Origin of the sequence: Kitasatospora sp. NPDC008115 (genome assembly GCF_042957205.1) — a bacterium.
Taxonomy (GTDB): Bacteria; Actinomycetota; Actinomycetes; order Streptomycetales; family Streptomycetaceae; genus Kitasatospora.
Map to the genome: position 1 here is coordinate 35,119 of NZ_JBIBHU010000041.1, position 16,344 is coordinate 51,462.

16 protein-coding genes are annotated in these 16,344 nt (G+C 72.4%); 4 read left to right on the top strand and 12 right to left on the bottom strand.

Annotation, left to right across the window (positions count from 1 at the left end; translation table 11 throughout):
• Nucleotides 1–45: 45 nt before the first annotated feature.
• The 3 genes from ACFZBX_RS34560 to panB all read right to left on the bottom strand — a co-directional run bounded on the left by ACFZBX_RS34560 (nt 46) and on the right by panB (nt 2,902).
• On the bottom strand, nt 46–858 hold the full coding sequence (locus ACFZBX_RS34560) for an ABC transporter permease (RefSeq protein WP_380754732.1): 813 nt from the start codon (nt 856–858) through the stop codon (nt 46–48).
• Nucleotides 855–1,883 (bottom strand): ATP-binding cassette domain-containing protein, encoded by a 1,029-nt coding sequence (locus tag ACFZBX_RS34565; RefSeq protein WP_391537766.1) that lies wholly within the window; start codon nt 1,881–1,883, stop codon nt 855–857. Before ACFZBX_RS34565 ends, ACFZBX_RS34560 begins: the two co-directional genes overlap by 4 nt.
• A gap of 149 nt (nt 1,884–2,032) precedes the next feature.
• On the bottom strand, nt 2,033–2,902 hold the full coding sequence (gene panB, locus ACFZBX_RS34570) for a 3-methyl-2-oxobutanoate hydroxymethyltransferase (protein ID WP_391537767.1): 870 nt from the start codon (nt 2,900–2,902) through the stop codon (nt 2,033–2,035).
• Nucleotides 2,903–3,175: 273 nt separating this feature from the next.
• Between panB and ACFZBX_RS34575 the strand changes: the two genes are divergently transcribed.
• From ACFZBX_RS34575 to ACFZBX_RS34585, 3 genes are all read left to right on the top strand, one after another.
• Nucleotides 3,176–4,810, top strand: coding sequence for an MFS transporter (locus ACFZBX_RS34575; RefSeq protein WP_391537768.1), 1,635 nt, complete (start codon nt 3,176–3,178; stop codon nt 4,808–4,810).
• A gap of 224 nt (nt 4,811–5,034) precedes the next feature.
• Nucleotides 5,035–5,676, top strand: a complete 642-nt coding sequence (locus ACFZBX_RS34580; RefSeq protein WP_391537769.1) for a TetR/AcrR family transcriptional regulator — start codon at nt 5,035–5,037, stop codon at nt 5,674–5,676.
• Nucleotides 5,677–5,934: 258 nt separating this feature from the next.
• The gene (locus ACFZBX_RS34585; RefSeq protein ID WP_391537770.1) at nt 5,935–6,990 is read left to right on the top strand and encodes an endonuclease/exonuclease/phosphatase family protein; all 1,056 of its coding nucleotides are present in this window, start codon (nt 5,935–5,937) and stop codon (nt 6,988–6,990) included.
• A 9-nt stretch (nt 6,991–6,999) separates the two neighbouring features.
• Here ACFZBX_RS34585 and ACFZBX_RS34590 read toward each other — a convergent pair whose 3' ends face one another.
• Complete coding sequence (locus tag ACFZBX_RS34590) at nt 7,000–8,754, bottom strand: NAD+ synthase (RefSeq protein WP_391537771.1); 1,755 nt, start codon at nt 8,752–8,754, stop codon at nt 7,000–7,002.
• 150 nt (nt 8,755–8,904) lie between these two features.
• Here ACFZBX_RS34590 and ACFZBX_RS34595 point away from each other — a divergent pair, with 150 nt between their 5' ends.
• On the top strand, nt 8,905–10,266 hold the full coding sequence (locus ACFZBX_RS34595) for a glutamine synthetase family protein (RefSeq protein WP_350555271.1): 1,362 nt from the start codon (nt 8,905–8,907) through the stop codon (nt 10,264–10,266).
• Nucleotides 10,267–10,377: 111 nt separating this feature from the next.
• Here ACFZBX_RS34595 and ACFZBX_RS34600 read toward each other — a convergent pair whose 3' ends face one another.
• From ACFZBX_RS34600 to ACFZBX_RS34635, 8 genes are all read right to left on the bottom strand, one after another.
• Entirely contained in the window at nt 10,378–11,991 is a 1,614-nt protein-coding gene (locus ACFZBX_RS34600) for a tyrosine-type recombinase/integrase (protein ID WP_391537772.1), read from the bottom strand.
• A 3-nt stretch (nt 11,992–11,994) separates the two neighbouring features.
• Nucleotides 11,995–12,225 (bottom strand): helix-turn-helix domain-containing protein, encoded by a 231-nt coding sequence (locus tag ACFZBX_RS34605; protein WP_391537773.1) that lies wholly within the window; start codon nt 12,223–12,225, stop codon nt 11,995–11,997.
• A gap of 256 nt (nt 12,226–12,481) precedes the next feature.
• Nucleotides 12,482–14,464 (bottom strand): DUF3987 domain-containing protein, encoded by a 1,983-nt coding sequence (locus tag ACFZBX_RS34610; RefSeq protein ID WP_391537774.1) that lies wholly within the window; start codon nt 14,462–14,464, stop codon nt 12,482–12,484.
• 76 nt (nt 14,465–14,540) lie between these two features.
• Nucleotides 14,541–14,894: a hypothetical protein gene (locus tag ACFZBX_RS34615; RefSeq protein ID WP_391537775.1), complete on the bottom strand. Its 354-nt coding sequence runs from the start codon at nt 14,892–14,894 to the stop codon at nt 14,541–14,543.
• Nucleotides 14,891–15,106 carry a hypothetical protein gene (locus tag ACFZBX_RS34620; RefSeq protein WP_391537776.1) on the bottom strand — a complete coding sequence of 72 codons (216 nt, stop codon included), beginning with the start codon at nt 15,104–15,106 and terminating at the stop codon, nt 14,891–14,893. The genes ACFZBX_RS34615 and ACFZBX_RS34620 overlap by 4 nt, the downstream gene beginning before the upstream one ends.
• A 39-nt stretch (nt 15,107–15,145) precedes the next feature.
• The gene (locus ACFZBX_RS34625) at nt 15,146–15,481 is read right to left on the bottom strand and encodes a hypothetical protein (protein ID WP_391537777.1); all 336 of its coding nucleotides are present in this window, start codon (nt 15,479–15,481) and stop codon (nt 15,146–15,148) included.
• Between the two features lie 101 nt (nt 15,482–15,582).
• Nucleotides 15,583–16,008 carry a hypothetical protein gene (locus tag ACFZBX_RS34630; RefSeq protein ID WP_391537778.1) on the bottom strand — a complete coding sequence of 142 codons (426 nt, stop codon included), beginning with the start codon at nt 16,006–16,008 and terminating at the stop codon, nt 15,583–15,585.
• A gap of 116 nt (nt 16,009–16,124) precedes the next feature.
• The coding region (locus ACFZBX_RS34635) for a hypothetical protein (protein WP_391537779.1) at nt 16,125–16,344 on the bottom strand (220 nt) is incomplete at its 5' end.

A 16,344-nucleotide genomic window follows, 5' to 3' on the forward strand; every position in this document is an offset into this window, starting at 1 on the left:
GGTGTCCCCCTCGCGCACCCCGGGGCCCGGTCGTCCGGACATCGCTCAGGTCCGCTTGCGGAACCGGGCGACGGCGAGCGGCGCGAAGACCGCGGTGATGCCGACCGACCAGGCGAGCACGATGATCGTCGGGTGCGCCACCGCGCCCTGGCCGTTCATCAGCGCCCGGCAGGCGTCGGCCAGCGCGGACAGCGGGTTCACCTTGGTGAAGGACTGCAGCCAGCCCGGCATGGTGTCGGTCGGGGCGAAGATCGAGCTGCCGAACTGCATCGGCATCAGCACCAGCATGGAGACCCCCTGGACGGCCTGGGCGCTGCGCAGGGCCATCCCCAGCAGCATCGAGATCCACACGATCGACATGCCGAACACCAGCGACAGGCCGACGGCCGCCAGGGTGGCCAGCACGCCGCCGTTCAGCTCGAAGCCGATGAGCATCGAGAAGACGATCATGATGCTGAAGGAGAGCAGGGCGCGGCAGGTCTCCGCCGCCATCTTGGACAGCAGCACCGAGGAGCGGCCGATCGGCAGGGTGCGGAAGCGGTCCATCACGCCGGTCTGGAAGTCGCTGTTGAGGCCGGTGCCGACGGCCATCGCCAGGGTGAGGCCGGTCTGCCCGAGCAGGCCGGGGATCATGTACTGCTTGTAGGCGTCCTGGCCGCCGGAGATGGCGCCGCCGAAGACGTAGACGAACAGCACCGTGAAGATGATCGGCATCAGGACGGCGTCGAACATCGACTCCGGGTCGGCCTTGATCCGCATCAGGTTGCGGCGGGTCAGCGCGCCGACGTGCCGCAGATGGCCGGCCAGGCCGATCCGGCTGTCCTCGGCCCGGAGCGGGGCGAGCGTGGCGGTGGTCATGCGACGGGCTCCTTGGCGAGGCTGGGGGCGGCGGCCGCGGGCGCGGGACGGTCCGCGGGCTTGCCGGTGATGGCGAGGAAGACCTCGTCGAGGCTGGGCAGCTTGGTGTCGATGCCGGCGACCGCGAAGCCGCGGGTGCCGAGCACGCCGATCACGGTGGTCAGCTGCTCGTCGGCGGTGATCGGCACCGAGAGCAGGCCGGTGTCGGCGGAGAAGGTGGCGGCGATGCCGGAGTCCTGGAGGCAGCGGGTCATCTCGGGCAGCTCGGCCGGGTGCACCGGGCGGACCTGGAGGGTCCGGCCGCCGACCTGGGCCTTCAGCTCGGCTATGCCGCCGGCCGCGATCACCCGGCCGCGGTCGATGACGGTCAGCTCACCGGCGAGCTGCTCGGCCTCCTCCATGTACTGGGTGGTGAGCAGCACGGTGGAGCCCTCGGCGACCATCCGCTGCACCTCGTCCCAGACCTCGTTGCGGGTGCGCGGGTCGAGGCCGGTGGTGGGCTCGTCCAGGTAGAGCACCCGGGGCCGGCCGATCATCGAGGCGGCCAGGTCGAGGCGGCGGCGCATGCCGCCGGAGTAGGTCTTGGCGGGCCGCTTGGCGGCCTCGGTGAGCGAGAACCGCTCCAGCAGTTCGGCGGCGCGGGCCTTGGCCTCCCGGCGGGGGAGGTCGAGCAGCCGGCCGATGAGGTAGAGGTTCTCGTAGCCGGAGAGCAGTTCGTCGACGGAGGCGTACTGGCCGGTGAGGCCGATGGTGCGGCGCAGCTGCTTGGGCTGGCGCAGCACGTCGTAGCCGCCGACGAAGGCGGTGCCGGCGTCGGGCTTGATCAGCGTGGACAGCACGCGGACCAGGGTGGTCTTGCCGGCGCCGTTGGGGCCGAGCACGCCGAGGACGGTGCCCTCGCGCACGGTGAGGTCGACGCCGTCGAGTGCCTTGGTGGTGCCGAAGTGCTTGACGATGCCGTGCACCTCGACGGCGTTCCCCGCGGCGGGCCCCCGGTCGTTCGGGGCGGTGGAGATTCGTGTCATGCCCCAAGGCTGTCGGCCCCGGCTGTCAGCCCGCTGTCAGGGGTTCGCCGGTGGCGGCGGGGCGGTGGCGGGGCGCTGTCGGCCCGCTGTCACGCCGCTGTCATCCGGGGCCCGGCCCGGCCGTGGCCGGGCCCCGGTGACGGCGGGCGTCAGTGGAAGGTGTGCTCCGGCGCGGGGAAGGCGCCGCCGCGGACGTCCTCGGCGAAGGCGCGGGCGGCGCCGCCGAGGACGGCCCGCAGGTCGGCGTACTGCTTGACGAACTTGGGCACCCGGCCCGCGGTCATCCCGGCGAAGTCGGTCCAGACCAGCACCTGGGCGTCGCAGTCCGGGCCGGCCCCGATGCCGACGGTGGGGACGGCGAGCTGCTCGGTGACCTGCCGGGCCAGCTCGGCGGGCACCGCCTCCAGGACGACCGCGAAGGCGCCGGCCTGCTGCACCGCCTTGGCGTCGCGCAGCAACTGGTGCGCGGCCTCGTCGCCGCGGCCCTGGACGGGGTAGCCGCCGAGCGCGTGCACGGACTGCGGGGTGAGGCCGATGTGGGCCATCACCGGCACGCCGGCCTCGACCAGCAGCTCGATGGCGCGGGCGCTGCGCTCGCCGCCCTCCAGCTTGACCGCGCCGACCCCGGCCTCCTTCATCAGCCGGGCCGCGTTGTGCATCGCCTGGGCGGGGGACTCCTGGTAGGCGCCGAACGGCAGGTCGGCGACGACCATGGCGCGCTTGGTGCCGCGGACGACGGCGGCGGCGAGCATCACCATCTGGTCCATGGTCACCGGCACGGTGGTCTCGTAGCCGAGGTGGCAGTTGCCGGCGGAGTCGCCGACCAGCAGAACGGGGGTGCCGGCCTCGTCGAAGACGCCCGCGGTGAGGGCGTCGTAGGCGGTCAGCATCGACCACTTCTCGCCGCGCTGCTTGGCGGCGGCGAGGTCGCGGACGGTGACGCGGCGGTTGGCGACCCCACCGTAGAGGGTGGCGGTCGACGCCTGGTTCTGGGCAGGCGAGGGCGAAGAAGCGTTCATCGAACGGGCTCCTGAAGGGTTGTCGTCTCGTGGCGCCGTGCGGCGTCCCCGGATCACCTCCATGCTTGCACGGCCCGGCGCGGGTGCAAAAGGGGCGGGTGCCACTCCGCTTCCGGCGGCCGTTCCGGGCGGGCGCGGCGGGTCTTTGCCACGGCTTTACGATACGGATTCGTCTCGTATCGAAAATCCCGCTACGCTGGCCGAGGGGGTTGCGAGACGATCACGGATCGAAATGCCCGCCAGTGCCGCGCCGTACCACGACGGGAAGAACCCATGACCACCGCAGCCGCGCCACCCCGTGTGCCGGAAGCCATCCACCGCCGTCGCTGGGCGATCCTGGGCACCCTGGTGCTCGCCCTGCTCGTCGTCGTGCTGGACAACTCGATCCTCAACGTCGCGATGAAGACCATCGCGTCCCCGGCGCCCACCGGCATCGGCGCCAGCCAGAGCGACCTGGAATGGTCGATCAACTCCTACACGCTGGTCTTCGCCGGACTGCTGTTCACCTCCGGCCTGCTCGGCGACCGGTTCGGCCGCAAGCGGGCGCTGCTGACCGGCATGGCCGTCTTCGGCGTCGCCTCGCTGCTCTCCGCGCTCGCCGGCACCCCGGGCGAGCTGATCGGCTACCGCGCGCTGATGGGCGTCGGCGGCGCGTTGGCCATGCCGGCCACGCTCGCCATCATCATGAACGTCTTCGAGCGCTCCGAGCAGCCCAAGGCGATCGGCATCTGGGCCGGCTCGGTGGGCCTGGCCATCGCGATCGGCCCGATCACCGGCGGCCTGCTGATCGAGCACTTCTGGTGGGGCTCGATCTTCCTGGTCAACGTGCCGATCGTGATCGTCGCGCTGATCGCGATGACGCTGCTGGTCCCGGAGTCCAAGGACCCGAACCCGGGCCGGATGGACCCGGTCGGCGTGCTGCTGTCCATCGTCGGCCTGGTCGCGCTGATCTACGGCATCATCAAGGGCGGCGAGCTGGCCGACTTCACCGCCGTCGAGGCCTGGGGCCCGGTGCTGGTCGGCCTGGTCGCGCTGGCCGCCTTCGTGCTCCACGAGCGCCGCACCGCGCACCCCGCGCTGGACGTCGACTGGTTCCGCAACAAGGTGTTCAGCGCCTCGGTGGTCGTGATCGGCGTGGTCTTCTTCGCGCTGATGGGCGTCTCGTTCTTCGGCGTCTTCTACACCCAGAGCGTGCGCGGCTACAGCGCGCTGGAGGCCGGAGTGCTGATGCTGCCGCTGGCCGCCGCGCAGTTGGTGTTCGCTCCGCGCGCCCGGCTGGTGGTTGACCGCTTCGGCGTCCGTGCCACCTGCGCCGTCGGCATGCTGTTCATCGCGGCGGGCTTCCTCGGCTACGTGCTGCTGGGCGCCACCACGCCGATCTGGGTGCTGGTCGTGCTCGGCCTGCTGATGGGCACCGGCATGGCGCACGTCATGCCGCCGATCACCGTCGCGATCATGGGCGCGCTGCCCCGGGAGAAGGCGGGCGCCGGCTCGGCGGTCAACAACACCTTCCGCCAGGTCGGCGGCTCGCTCGGGGTCGCGGTGCTCGGCGCGGTGCTCTCCACCGTCTACCGCGACGGGATCTCCGACCGCCTCGCCCACCTGCCCAGCGAGGAGCTGCGGGAGAAGGCCGGCGAGTCGCTGGAGGCCACCCTGGCCGTCGCCGCCCGGCTCGGCGACCGGGGCAAGGAGCTGGTCGGCCCGGCCAACGACTCCTTCATCCACGCCATGCACGTGGTGGCGGGGCTCTCCGCCGTGATCACCGTGGGCGGCGCGCTGCTGGCCTGGTTCCTGCTGCCGGGCAAGGACCCGGCCGACGGGACCGCCGGCCCGTCCGGCGGGACGGCGACGGCCCGGGCGGACGGGGCGGACGGGGCGGTTCGCAAGACGGCGGTCGCGGACGCCTGACCCGCGTTCGCGCGAGCTGCGTCCGTGCGACCCGCGTCCGTGCGACCCGCGTCCGTGCGACCCGCGGACACGCGTGCCGCGTCGAGCCGCGTCCGTCCGGCGACGGACGGCGCTGAGCGACAATGGGGCCCTGTCACCCGGGAAACAGCCGGTGGCAGGGCCCACGAACGCGTGCGACCCCCGCCCCTCCGCCGGGCCGGGGCCCCACCACCGGGAGATGTGAGATGAAGACCGAGTCGCCGGACGCGCCGTCCTGCACCGGCCCGCGCCGGGGCAGACCCCGCAGCGAGGCCGCCGAGCAGGCGATCTTCGCCGCCGTCGAGGAACAGATGGCGGCCGGCACCAGCCTGTCCGAACTGACCATCGAGGGCATCGCCACCGCCGCCGGCGTGGGCAAGGCCACCATCTACCGGCGCTGGACCAACAAGGAGGCGCTGCTGGTCGACATGGTCAGCAGGCTGGAGGAGCCGCTGCCCGCGGCCACCGGCTCGATCCGCGGCGACCTCGTCGCGATGATCGAGTACATGCGGCTGCGCGGCCTCGCCAAGCGCTCCCGCTGGGTGCTCAAGGCGGCGCTCGGCCAGATGCACGGCTGGCCCGAACTGCACGCCGCCTACCGCGAACGGGTGATCGCGCCGCGCCGGCAGGCCGCCCAGGACATCATCCGCCGGGGCGTCGCCGAGGGCGAGCTGCGCGGCGACCTCGACGAGGAACTGCTCGCCGACCTGCTGATCGGCCCGATCCTGGCCCGCAGCGTCCTGTGGGACGACGCGGACCTGGACGACCCCCGGCTGGCCGAGCGGATGGTCGACGCACTGCTGACCGGCCTGGCCGGCCCGGCCCTGCGGCCCCCCGTGCCCGCCTGACCGGTCCCGGGGCCAGCCCCCGGTCCCGGCCCTGGCCCCGGGCCCCGGTCCCGACCTGGCCCTGGCCCGCCAGTGGCCTGGCTCACCAACCGGGCCACGCCGGAACCCCGGCCTCCCGATCGGACGTCTGTCCCGGCATAGGCTGAGCCGGGAATCCGACCAAACCCGCACCGGTCCGGCACGCCCTCCGCCACCCGGCGGCGGACCGCCCCGGACCGGCCGCGGACGGGCGGACGGCGCGAACGAGGGAGCCACGGCATGGCGCAGGCGTACAGGGCGGACCGGGTGTCCACGGCGGAGGCCGACGACCCGGAAACCGGCCGGCGCCCCGCGGCCGGGTTCCTCGGGCTGCGGCGCTGGGGCCGCGACGCCCGCGGCGCCACCACCTGGCGGCGCGGCCTGCTGATCGCCCTGCTGGCGCTGCTCACCGGCGCCCTGCTGGCCTTCCACGCCGAGGTGCCGAACAGCGCCGGCAACCTCGGCAGCCTGCTGGAGACCTTCCTGCCCTGGGTGGGCCTGGTGCTCCCGCTGCTGCTCGTCCCCGCCCTGCTGCGCCGCTCCGCCACCGCCCTGCTCGCGCTGCTGGTGCCGACGGTGATCTGGGCCAACATGTTCGGCGGCGCGCTGATCGACAAGAGCGGCGGCACCGGCGACTTCACGGTGGTCAGCCACAACGTGGCCGCCCTCAACGCCGACCCGAGCGGCACCGTCCGGATGCTGGAGGGCTCCGGCGCGCAGATCGTCGCGCTCCAGGAGCTGGCCGGCCGGCCGCTGCGCACCTACGAGGCCGAGCTGGCCGACAGCTACCCGCACCACGCGGTGGAGGGCACCGTCGGCCTCTGGTCCAAGTACCCGATCAGCGACGTCCGGGTGGTCGACATCGACATGGGCTGGACCAGGGCGTTCCGGGCCCAGGTCAGCACCCCGCAGGGCCCGGTCGCGGTGTACGTCGCGCACCTGCCGTCGGTCCGGCTCAGGGCCGAGGGCGGCTTCACCGTCAACCAGCGGGACATCAGCGCCCAGCTGCTCGGCGACGCCATCGAGGCGGAGCCGCTGAAGAAGGTGCTGCTGCTGGGCGACCTCAACGGCACCATGAACGACCGCAGCCTGGCGCCGGTCACCTCGCAGATGCGCTCGGCCCAGGGCGCGGCCGGCGACGGCTTCGGCTTCAGTTGGCCGGCGTCCTTCCCGATGGCCCGGATCGACCAGATCATGAGCAAGGGCGGGCTGGAGCCCACCGACTCGCGGACCCTGGAGCGGGACGGCAGCGACCACCTCGCGGTGGCCGCCACCTACCGCTATCAGGCTTCGTAGGATTCGCCGTCAGCCCTGGCGCCACCGGTTGGTGATCGGCAGCCGGCGGTCCCGGCCGAAGCCCTTGACCGAGATCTTCGGGCCCGGCGGGTACTGCCGCCGCTTGTACTCGGCGGTGTCCACCAGCCGCACCACCCGGTCCACCACGGCCGGGTCGAAGCCCGCCGCCACGATCGCGTCCCGGCCCTGGTCACCCTCGACGTACAGGTCGAGGACGGTGTCCAGCAGGTCGTAGTCGGGCAGCGAGTCGGTGTCCTTCTGGTCCGGCCGCAGCTCGGCGGACGGCGGCTTGGAGATGGTGTTCTCCGGGATCGGCGGCACCTCGCCGAGCCGCTCGGCCTCCTCGTTGCGCCAGCGGGCCAGCCGGAAGATCAGCGACTTGTAGACGTCCTTGATCGGGCCGTACGCGCCGACCGAGTCGCCGTACAGGGTCGAGTAGCCGACCGCCAGCTCGCTCTTGTTGCCGGGCGCGAGCACGATGTGCCCCTCCTGGTTGGAGATCGCCATCAGCAGGGTGCCGCGCAGCCGGGACTGCAGGTTCTCCTCGGCCAGGCCGGTCAGCTCGGTGGCCGCCATGTAGGCGTCGAACATCGGGGCGATCGGCACGGTGCGGAAGTTCAGCCCGGTGCGGTGGGCCAGCTCGGCCGCGTCGTCCCGGGAGTGCTGCGAGGAGTAGCGGCTCGGCATCGAGACGCAGTACACGTTCGGGGCGCCGACCGCGTCCACCGCGAGGGCGGCCACCACGGCCGAGTCGATGCCGCCGGACAGGCCGATCAGCACCGAGCGGAAGCCGTTCTTGCGGACGTAGGCCCGGGTGCCGGAGACCAGCGCGGACCAGATCTCCGCCTCGTCGCCGATCCGCGGCGCGACCCCGGCGGACACCGGGGCGGCAGGGGCCGGGGCGGGCTCGCCGCCCAGCTCGGCGCGGACCAGGTGCAGGCCGTCGGCGAGCAGCAGCCCGTCGGTGTGGTCGCTGCTCGCGGCCGGCAGGTCGAGGTCCAGCACCAGCAGGTGCTCCTCGAACTGCGGCGAGCGGGCCAGCACCTCGCCGTCCGGGGAGACCACGATCGAGTCGCCGTCGAAGACCAGCTCGTCCTGGCCACCGACCATGTTCACGTAGGCGAGCGCGCAGCCCGCCTCGGCGGCCCGGCGGCGGACCAGCTCCAGCCGGGCGTCGTCCTTGTTCCGCTCGTACGGCGAACCGTTGATCACCAGCAGCAGGCCGGCCCCGGCCTCGCGGGCAGCGGTCACCCGGCCGCCGTCCTGCCAGATGTCCTCGCAGATCGCCAGCGCGACGTCCACCCCGTTCAGCCGCACCACCGGCAGCTGGTCGCCGGGGACGAACCAGCGGTACTCGTCGAACACGCCGTAGTTCGGCAGGTGGTGCTTGGCGAACCGGGTGGCCACCTCGCCCCGGAACAGCACGGCGGCGCAGTTCTGCGGCGAGCCGGCCGGGCGCCCGAAGCGCGGCGAGGCCTGGTCGGAGCGGCCGAGGTAGCCCACCACGACGGGCACCTCGCCCAGCCCCTCGGCGGCGAGCCGCCCGGCCAGCTCGACCAGCCCGGCCCGCGACGCCTCGACGAAGGAACGGCGCAGCGCGAGGTCCTCGACCGGGTAACCGGTCAGGGCCATCTCGGGGAAAGCGACCAGCTGGGCACCGGCTTCGACGGCCTGCTTGGTCCAGTGCACCACCTCATCGCTGTTGCGTGCGATGTCACCGACCCACGGGTCGGTCTGGCAGAGGGCGAGACGCAGATTGGGCATGCCACCGAGTCTAATCGTCGATCTGACGCAATGTCTCGGCCGGGGTCGCCGCTGCCTCCGGCGGCGGTGATCCGCCATGATGGGGAGAGCCGCTTCGGGGTGGGTTCCGGGCGTAACACGAACGTAAAGAGCAGAGGTGAGACTGTCCTCATGGGCAAGCAGCAGGAGTTCGTGCTTCGGACGCTCGAAGAGCGTGACATCCGGTTCGTCCGGTTGTGGTTCACCGATGTCCTGGGGTTCCTGAAGTCGGTCGCGGTGGCGCCGGCCGAGCTGGAGCAGGCCTTCGAGGAGGGCATCGGCTTCGACGGCTCGGCGATCGAGGGCTTCGCCCGCGTCTACGAGTCCGACATGATCGCCAAGCCGGACCCGACCACCTTCCAGATCCTGCCGTGGCGCTCGGAGACCCCCGGCACGGCCCGGATGTTCTGCGACATCCTGATGCCGGACGGCTCGCCCTCCTACGCCGACCCGCGGTTCGTGCTGAAGCGCACCCTGGAGAAGGCCTCCGCCCAGGGCTTCACCTTCTACACCCACCCCGAGATCGAGTTCTTCCTGCTGAAGAACCTGCCCGGCGACGGCACCCCGCCGATCCCCGCCGACCAGTCCGGCTACTTCGACCACACCCCGCGCGGGGTGGGCCACGACTTCCGCCGCCAGGCGATCACCATGCTGGAGTCGATGGGCATCTCGGTGGAGTTCTCCCACCACGAGGGCGCTCCCGGCCAGCAGGAGATCGACCTGCGGTACGCCGACGCGCTGTCCACCGCGGACAACATCATGACCTTCCGGCTGGTGATGAAGGAGGTCGCGCTGGAGCAGGGCGTCTACGCCAGCTTCATGCCCAAGCCGTTCTCCGACCACCCGGGCTCCGGCATGCACACCCACCTCTCGCTGTTCGAGGGCGACCGCAACGCCTTCCACGAGTCCGGCGCCGAGTACCAGCTCTCCAAGGTCGGCCGCTCCTTCATCGCCGGCCTGCTGCGCCACGCCGCCGAGACCGCCGCCGTCACCAACCAGTGGGTGAACTCCTACAAGCGGATCTGGGGCGGCTCCCAGCGCACCGCCGGCGCCGGCGGCGAGGCCCCGTCCTACATCTGCTGGGGCCACAACAACCGCTCCGCGCTGATCCGCGTCCCGATGTACAAGCCGGGCAAGCAGGGCTCCACCCGGGTCGAGGTCCGCTCCCTCGACACCGGCTGCAACCCCTACCTCGCCTACGCCGTCACCCTGGCCGCCGGCCTCAAGGGCATCGAGGAGGGCTACGAGCTCCCGCCCGGCGCCGACGACGACGTCTGGGCCCTCACCGACGCCGAACGCCGCGCCCTCGGCATCCAGCCGATGCCGCAGAACCTCGGCGAGGCGATCGACCTCATGCAGCGCAGCGAACTCGTCGCCGAGACCCTCGGCGAGCACGTCTTCGACTTCTTCCTGAGGAACAAGAAGCAGGAGTGGGAGGAGTACCGCTCCGAGGTCACGCCCTTCGAGCTGCGGAAGAATCTTCAGGTGCTGTAGTCGCAAGTCAGCGGCTGGTTCGTTCGACCGGACGGCCTGGTTCGGGCAGGCATCCCGCCTGCCCGAACCGGGCCGTCCGCGCCTCCGGGGCCGCCTGTGGGCCGTCAGCCGCTACAACAGGGCTCCGGACGGCGCGCTCCAGCCACCGCCGCCCGGCTGCGCGACCACCACGCGACCGAGGACGAAGTACGGCCGCTGGTCCGGGCCGTACCGCTCGCTCAGGTCCTCCGCGCTGAGAACCACCAGTCCCTGCCGCTCGCAGCTCGCCCGGAACCACTGCTCGGCGAACCACGAAGCGTCGGCCTGGTCGGACGCCGGCGAGATCTCCACCTGCCCGAGGACCGGCGCGCTCGCGGACTCCTGCACGCCGACCACCCAGCGGTCGCCGTACCGGCCGCCGTGGAGGTGGAGCACCGTGACCCCGTCCCGGAAGACTTCGTCCGGCAGGACGAGCGCCGACTGCTCCAGCTGCTGTAGCAGCAGCACGGCGTACAGGCCGGCGAGGTCGCGCTTGAACGCCTGGTCCAGCGTCCCCCGGGAGCGTTCTCCGCTCCCCTCGAGCAGATGGGTGTAGACCCGCAGGGTGAACCCGGGGTCGCTGTGCCCGAGGTAGTGGCTCAGCGCCTTGATGCTCTCACCGGCGTGCAGCAGCACCGAGGCGAAATAGTGCCGCAGCGCGTGCATGCCGTCCTCGCGTGACGCCTGGTACCGGCCGCCTTCTGGCGGCGGGATCACCCCGGCGGAGACGAGCGCGGGCTTCCAGACGTAGGTGTTGAAGTCGGGCCGGCGGATCGGTCCGCCGTCCTCCCGGGTGAACATGAGCCGCTTCGTGACGAGCTGCCCGTCCGGGCGCATCCACGGGAGCGTGACCTCTACCGGCGGGAACTCCTCGATGTGCGCCCGGAACGCCTGCGCGACCGGCCGGGCGAGCGGGGTGTCCCGGACCTTTCCGCCCTTCGGCGGCGCGAACACCAGGTGCCCGCTGATGTTCTTGATCTGGTACCCGACGTGAACCCACCCGGTGTCGAAGCCGATCTCGTCGACGGGCAGTCCGAAGATCTCGCCCTGTCGTAGACCGCACCCGCCTCCGGCGTCCACCGTGGTCTGGAAGCGGTCGGGCATCCCGGCGCGGACGCCGGTGACCCGCTCGGCGGGCCACGGCCTCACCCGGCCGGGGCCCCTGCTCGGCGCGGTGACCGAGCGGGACCGGCATGGGTTGGTGGTCCGGATGCGGTCCTCCACCGCCGCGGTGAAGATGCCGGACACGCTGCTGAAGATGACGCGCCGGTAGGAGGAGGCCGGGACCGCCTTCTCCAGCTCGGCCAGCCACTCCCGGATGTGCGAGGGCTGGAACGAGTCCATCGGCCGCGAGCCCAGGTAGGGGATCGCGTGACGCCGGATCTGCGCGTCCACCGACGCCCGGGTGGTGTAGTCGGTGTGCTGGGACTCCAGCCACCGCTCGGCGAACTGCTTGAACGTCACGCGAGCGGCCTTCGGGTCGATGTACTGTCCGCGCGACATGTCGGCCTCGATCCGGGTCAGCCAGTCCTCCGCCAACCGCTTCTGGCGGTCGGGGAAGCTCTTGCTCTTCTCGGTGCCGTCCGGCCCCACGTACCGGGCCCGGTACCGCATGCCCGTTCCGTAGCGCTCGGTGCGTACGCGGTGGGGCTTGCCGTTGGGGCCGGGCTCAGTCTTGTACCAGCGGTCCTGAATGTGTCCTGCCATAGATCAAGCCGCCTGTTCGTTCTGCTCGGCCGCCCATTCGGCGACGGCCTGGGGGTGGTAGCGGACGTGCCGGCCGACCCGGAAACCGGGCGGCCCCGTGCGCTTGCGGCGCCACTGGTAGACGGTCTCCAGCGGCACGCCGAAGATCCGGGCGATGTCCTCGGGTTCGAGGAAGCGGTCGGGGAGGGGGCGGACGACCGTTGCGGTACCGCCGCGTTGGCCCCTTGCGGGCATGCGGATACCTCCGGCGAGAGGTTCGGATGGTGGTTGCGGAGTGTTGCGAGCCCTCTCGCGGACTGGCGCGGAGGGCGGAAAGTGTCAGGGATGCCAGGGCAAATCGTTGACCTGCGGTTTTGGGTCCTGGCAGGGCGTCAGGGATTGTCAGGGATGTCAGGGAAGCGGGGCCTTTCCCTGACATCCCTGACAATCCCTGACGTCGTGTCCGGAGTCGTTTTGGCTGGTCAGGGCTTTGTCCTGACATCCCTGACGGTTACTGGGTCTCGGTCCCGTCCGTGGGGGTGCTCGCGGCCGGGTGGACACGGTAGGTGACGGCTTGCGGGCGGCCGCGCTGGCCGGTGGGCGCGTGCTGGTCGGTGCGGAGCCAGCCGTGCTGTTCGAGGAGGGCGAGGGCGGGTTCGACGTCGGCGACCTTCTTGAAGCGGCGGCTGCTGGCGACGGCGTCGTGGGCCTTGATGTGGGTGCGGTGCGTGCCGTCCTTCTTCGGGCGCCGGAGCCACTGGAGGAGGGCGTGGGCGTCCTCGGTGGCGGGATCGGCGGCGATGAGGTCGAACACGGCGAGGGTGTGAGCGGTGTAGTACTCCGCGATCTCGGCGGCCCGCTCGACGGTGGCGGCCTCGACGGGCGCGCGCCAGTCGCCGCTGACGTGGTCGGCGAGGTGGAGCAGGACGGCGATGCGGGCGATGTGGCCCACGAGCTTGCCGGCCCAGTCCTTGATGTGGGCGAGCGGCTCGTCCGGGCGGAGCTGGACCTCGAACTTCTCCTGCAGCTTTTCCACGGCGAGGTCGGCGGCCGCGGTCATCCTGACGGTGACCGGCTCGTCCAGGGCGACGAGCTCGCGCAGGAGCGCGGTGAGGCGCAGGTCGTAGGCGGCGGCGACCTGCTCGGGGACGGGGGTGGTGCGGATCTTGCGGTAGCCGAGGTTGGAGGGCGGCAGGGAGTAGAGGAAGCGGGCGAGCAGGCCCCGGTCCCGGGCGCCGGGGGCGGCGCCGAGCTCCTGCAGCACGGCGGGCTGCGGGGTGACGCCGATCGTGAGCGCGGGCTTGTCGACGGTGGGCTGTTCGCGGGTGATGCGGTCGGCCTGGAGGCGCTCGCCCTTGTGGGCCTGGAGGAAGACGCCGAGGTTGGGTTTGCTGCTGTAGCGGCCGACGATGCTGTCGAACAGGTCGCCCTCGGGGGAGAGCGCGGCCAGGCAGCGGTGGACGCCGAGCTGGTGGGTGACGGTCTCGGGGGTGATGTCCCCGGACAGCGTCAGCCTCGGGCTGGGCGGGACGACGATCTCGTCGGCGAGCATCCTGGCGGCGGAGATCTCGGCGACCAGGTGCGCGCGGTCGAGGTCGGGGTTCTTGCGGGCCCGGGCCATGAGGGCGTCGACCTCGGCGAGCGCGGTCTCTTTGGCGGTCTCGGCCTCGATGATCCGGGCCCGGGTCTCGGCGCGCAGCTCGTCCTCGACCCGGTAGACCGGTGCGGTCATGGAGGCGAAGACGTCGGACTTGCGGCTGGCCGGGGGCATGGCGCACACGAGGTAGAGGTTCGACTGCTCGCGCCAGCCGGGCCGGATCTCCACGCCGACCCGCCCGCCGGCGGCCGTCGACAGCGCGGCCAGGCCCATGGTGGCGGCCATGTCGGGCGGGGTCTGGGTGAACTCCGCCACCGCCTCCACGTAGGCGCCGACCCACTTCGGGAGGGCGTGGACGGGGAAGGTCGGCAGGGCGCCGTGGGAGCCGAGCGGGACGGGGTCGAGCCAGCTCTCGCCGGTGGCGAGGTCGGCGAGCGCGGCCAGGGCGGCGGCGCGCACGTCGTCCAGGTCGGCCCCACCGTCGCCGGCCATGTGGGCCAGACGGCTGGTGGCGGTGTTGATCCGGCGGCGCTCGGCCGCGGCGCGCACGATCTCGGCGTAGTAGTCACCGTTCGCCGCGGTCGGGGTCGCCTCGATGCACGTGTGGAGGTAGCCGGGCCCGCCGATTCGGCCGAGGTCGCCCTGAGCGCGCAGGACACCGGTCAGCAGCAGCGGATCCACCGGCCGCTCACCGCCGGCCATGCGGGTGATGGCACGCCAGATCGTCTCGTGCGCGGGGTGGTAGAACGCCCCGGGGTCGCCGAGCTGGGCGGCCAACGCGGGGATCTGGACGGGGTCGAGCAGGGCTGCGCCGATGACGGCCTGCTCGGCGGCCTTGACCTCGGCGGGCTCGGGCCGGAACGGGATCACGTTCTGGTGCGCGTACTCGGTGCTCAACGCGGCTCCTTTCATGCGGAGCGGGGCGGCCCGCACCCGGGCTGTGCCCGGTGCGGACCGCAGGGCGGAGGGGAGGTCAGAAGAGGGAGTCCGGACCAGTCGGCCCGGCGGCGGCCTGCTGGGCCTTGGCGGCGGTGCGGCGGGTGGCGTCGTGGCAGGCCGGGCACCACGCGGCCAACTCCCGCTTGGGCAGGGCGGCGGCGCGGTGGGTTGGCAGCAGCAGGCAGTCCGGCTGGGCGGGGGCCACGAGCAGGCCCACGGGGCCGGCGCCGTGACGGGCATAGCCGCCGTTGTGGGTGGGGCAGCGTCCGCCGTCCTTTGCGTGGGTCTTGCCGCAGGTGCCGCGGCACTGGCAGCGGCCGACCGCGGCGGCGAGGACGGCCTGCCACAGGCCGGTGGTGTCGTCGAGCGGCGGGGTCCGCCCGTTCACCGGGCACCGCCGAGCAGGTCGTCGACCAGCGGGGAGAGGTGGGTGTTGGCGTGGGCGGTGAGGGCGGCGACGACCTGCTTGGCCTCGTGGGTGAGGGTTCGGCCGGGCTGGGTGGCGGTGGGCTGGAGCAGGATGTGGTCGGGGATGGGGACGAGGACGGTGGCGGCGAGCAGGACGGTCGGGCGGTCGGTGAGCTGCGGGCCGACCAGCACGGGCCACTTGTCGTCGGGGCGGCCCCAGGGGTCGCGCTCCTAGTCGTGGGGGTGGCCGGCGGGGCGGTGGGTGAGGTCGTGGTGCCGCAGGCCGACCTTGGCGCCGAGCACGGGCCTGCCGTCGTAGTCGCGGTGGACGGTGAGCGGCTGGATGTCAGGGCGCACGTCCACGTACCCGGGGGACATCACCGGGTGGGTGGCCACCGCCCACGCGACGGCGGCGAAGTCCACCGGACGCAGCGGCTCGCCGTCGTCCTGGAAGTCGTCGGCGTGCTGGGCGATGTAGGCGCCGTAGCGGGAGTAGCCGTCGCTGGCCTGCTCGCGGTCGCGGATGTCGTCCACGATCGCGAGCGTGAAGCGGTTGAACTCGGGCATGCTGGTGTCCTGGTCTCTGCGAAGGGACTGGAAGGCCCCGCACCAGCCGCCGAACTTGGCAGAGAGACGGCTGGCGCGGGGTTTCGTGCTGTGGGCGAAGGTCAGATGTCGCTGTCCTCGTCGTCGACCGTCCCGCGGGGCAGTTCCCCCAGAGCCGGGTAGGCGGACGGCGGGGCCTCCTCGCCCGTCAGGGGAAGCTCGTTCTCCCCGGACAGGAGGGCCTCCACGGCGGTGGCGATGGTGGCGGGGGTGGCGATCAGAGCCAGGACCAGCGGGTCCGGGTCGGAGAGGCGGCCGTCGGGGGTGCCCCACGCCCACATCCAGCCGATGACCTGGTTCCAGATCAGGCTCAGGCCGTCCGGGCAGCCGACGGCGTCGGCCCGGTCGGGGTCGAGCTGGATGTAGATCTCGGCGAGCATGACCTCGCCGTTGTCGTTGCAGTACTCGTGCCACGAATCAGCGGGGTCGGCGTTATCGCCGAGCGCCGTCAGGATGTCGCTGAAGTAGGAGGCGTGCGGGTCGGCCACGTGCTGTCCTTCCAGGGGCGGTGTGGGATCGGGTCTGTCCGGTCCCCCGCACGGCCCGTGCCCCGGCTGCTGGCTGCGGCGGGGTTCGGGCGGCACGGCCGGTCGGGCAGGCCGGGCTAGAACGGCGGTTCCTCGCTGTAGACGGGCGGGGCCCATCCGAAGAGCAGACGGGCGAGCAGGCGGGGGACGGGCAGCAGTCGGCGGACGTGGTCCGGGTCCCAGCAGGCGCAGTACTCGGTGGCGGTGCCGTCGTACTCGCCGGTCTCGGGGTGGCCGTAGTCGTAGTCCCACCCGCCCTCGCCCTTGCAGGTGCGGCACTTCGGGTGGGGCGTGTCG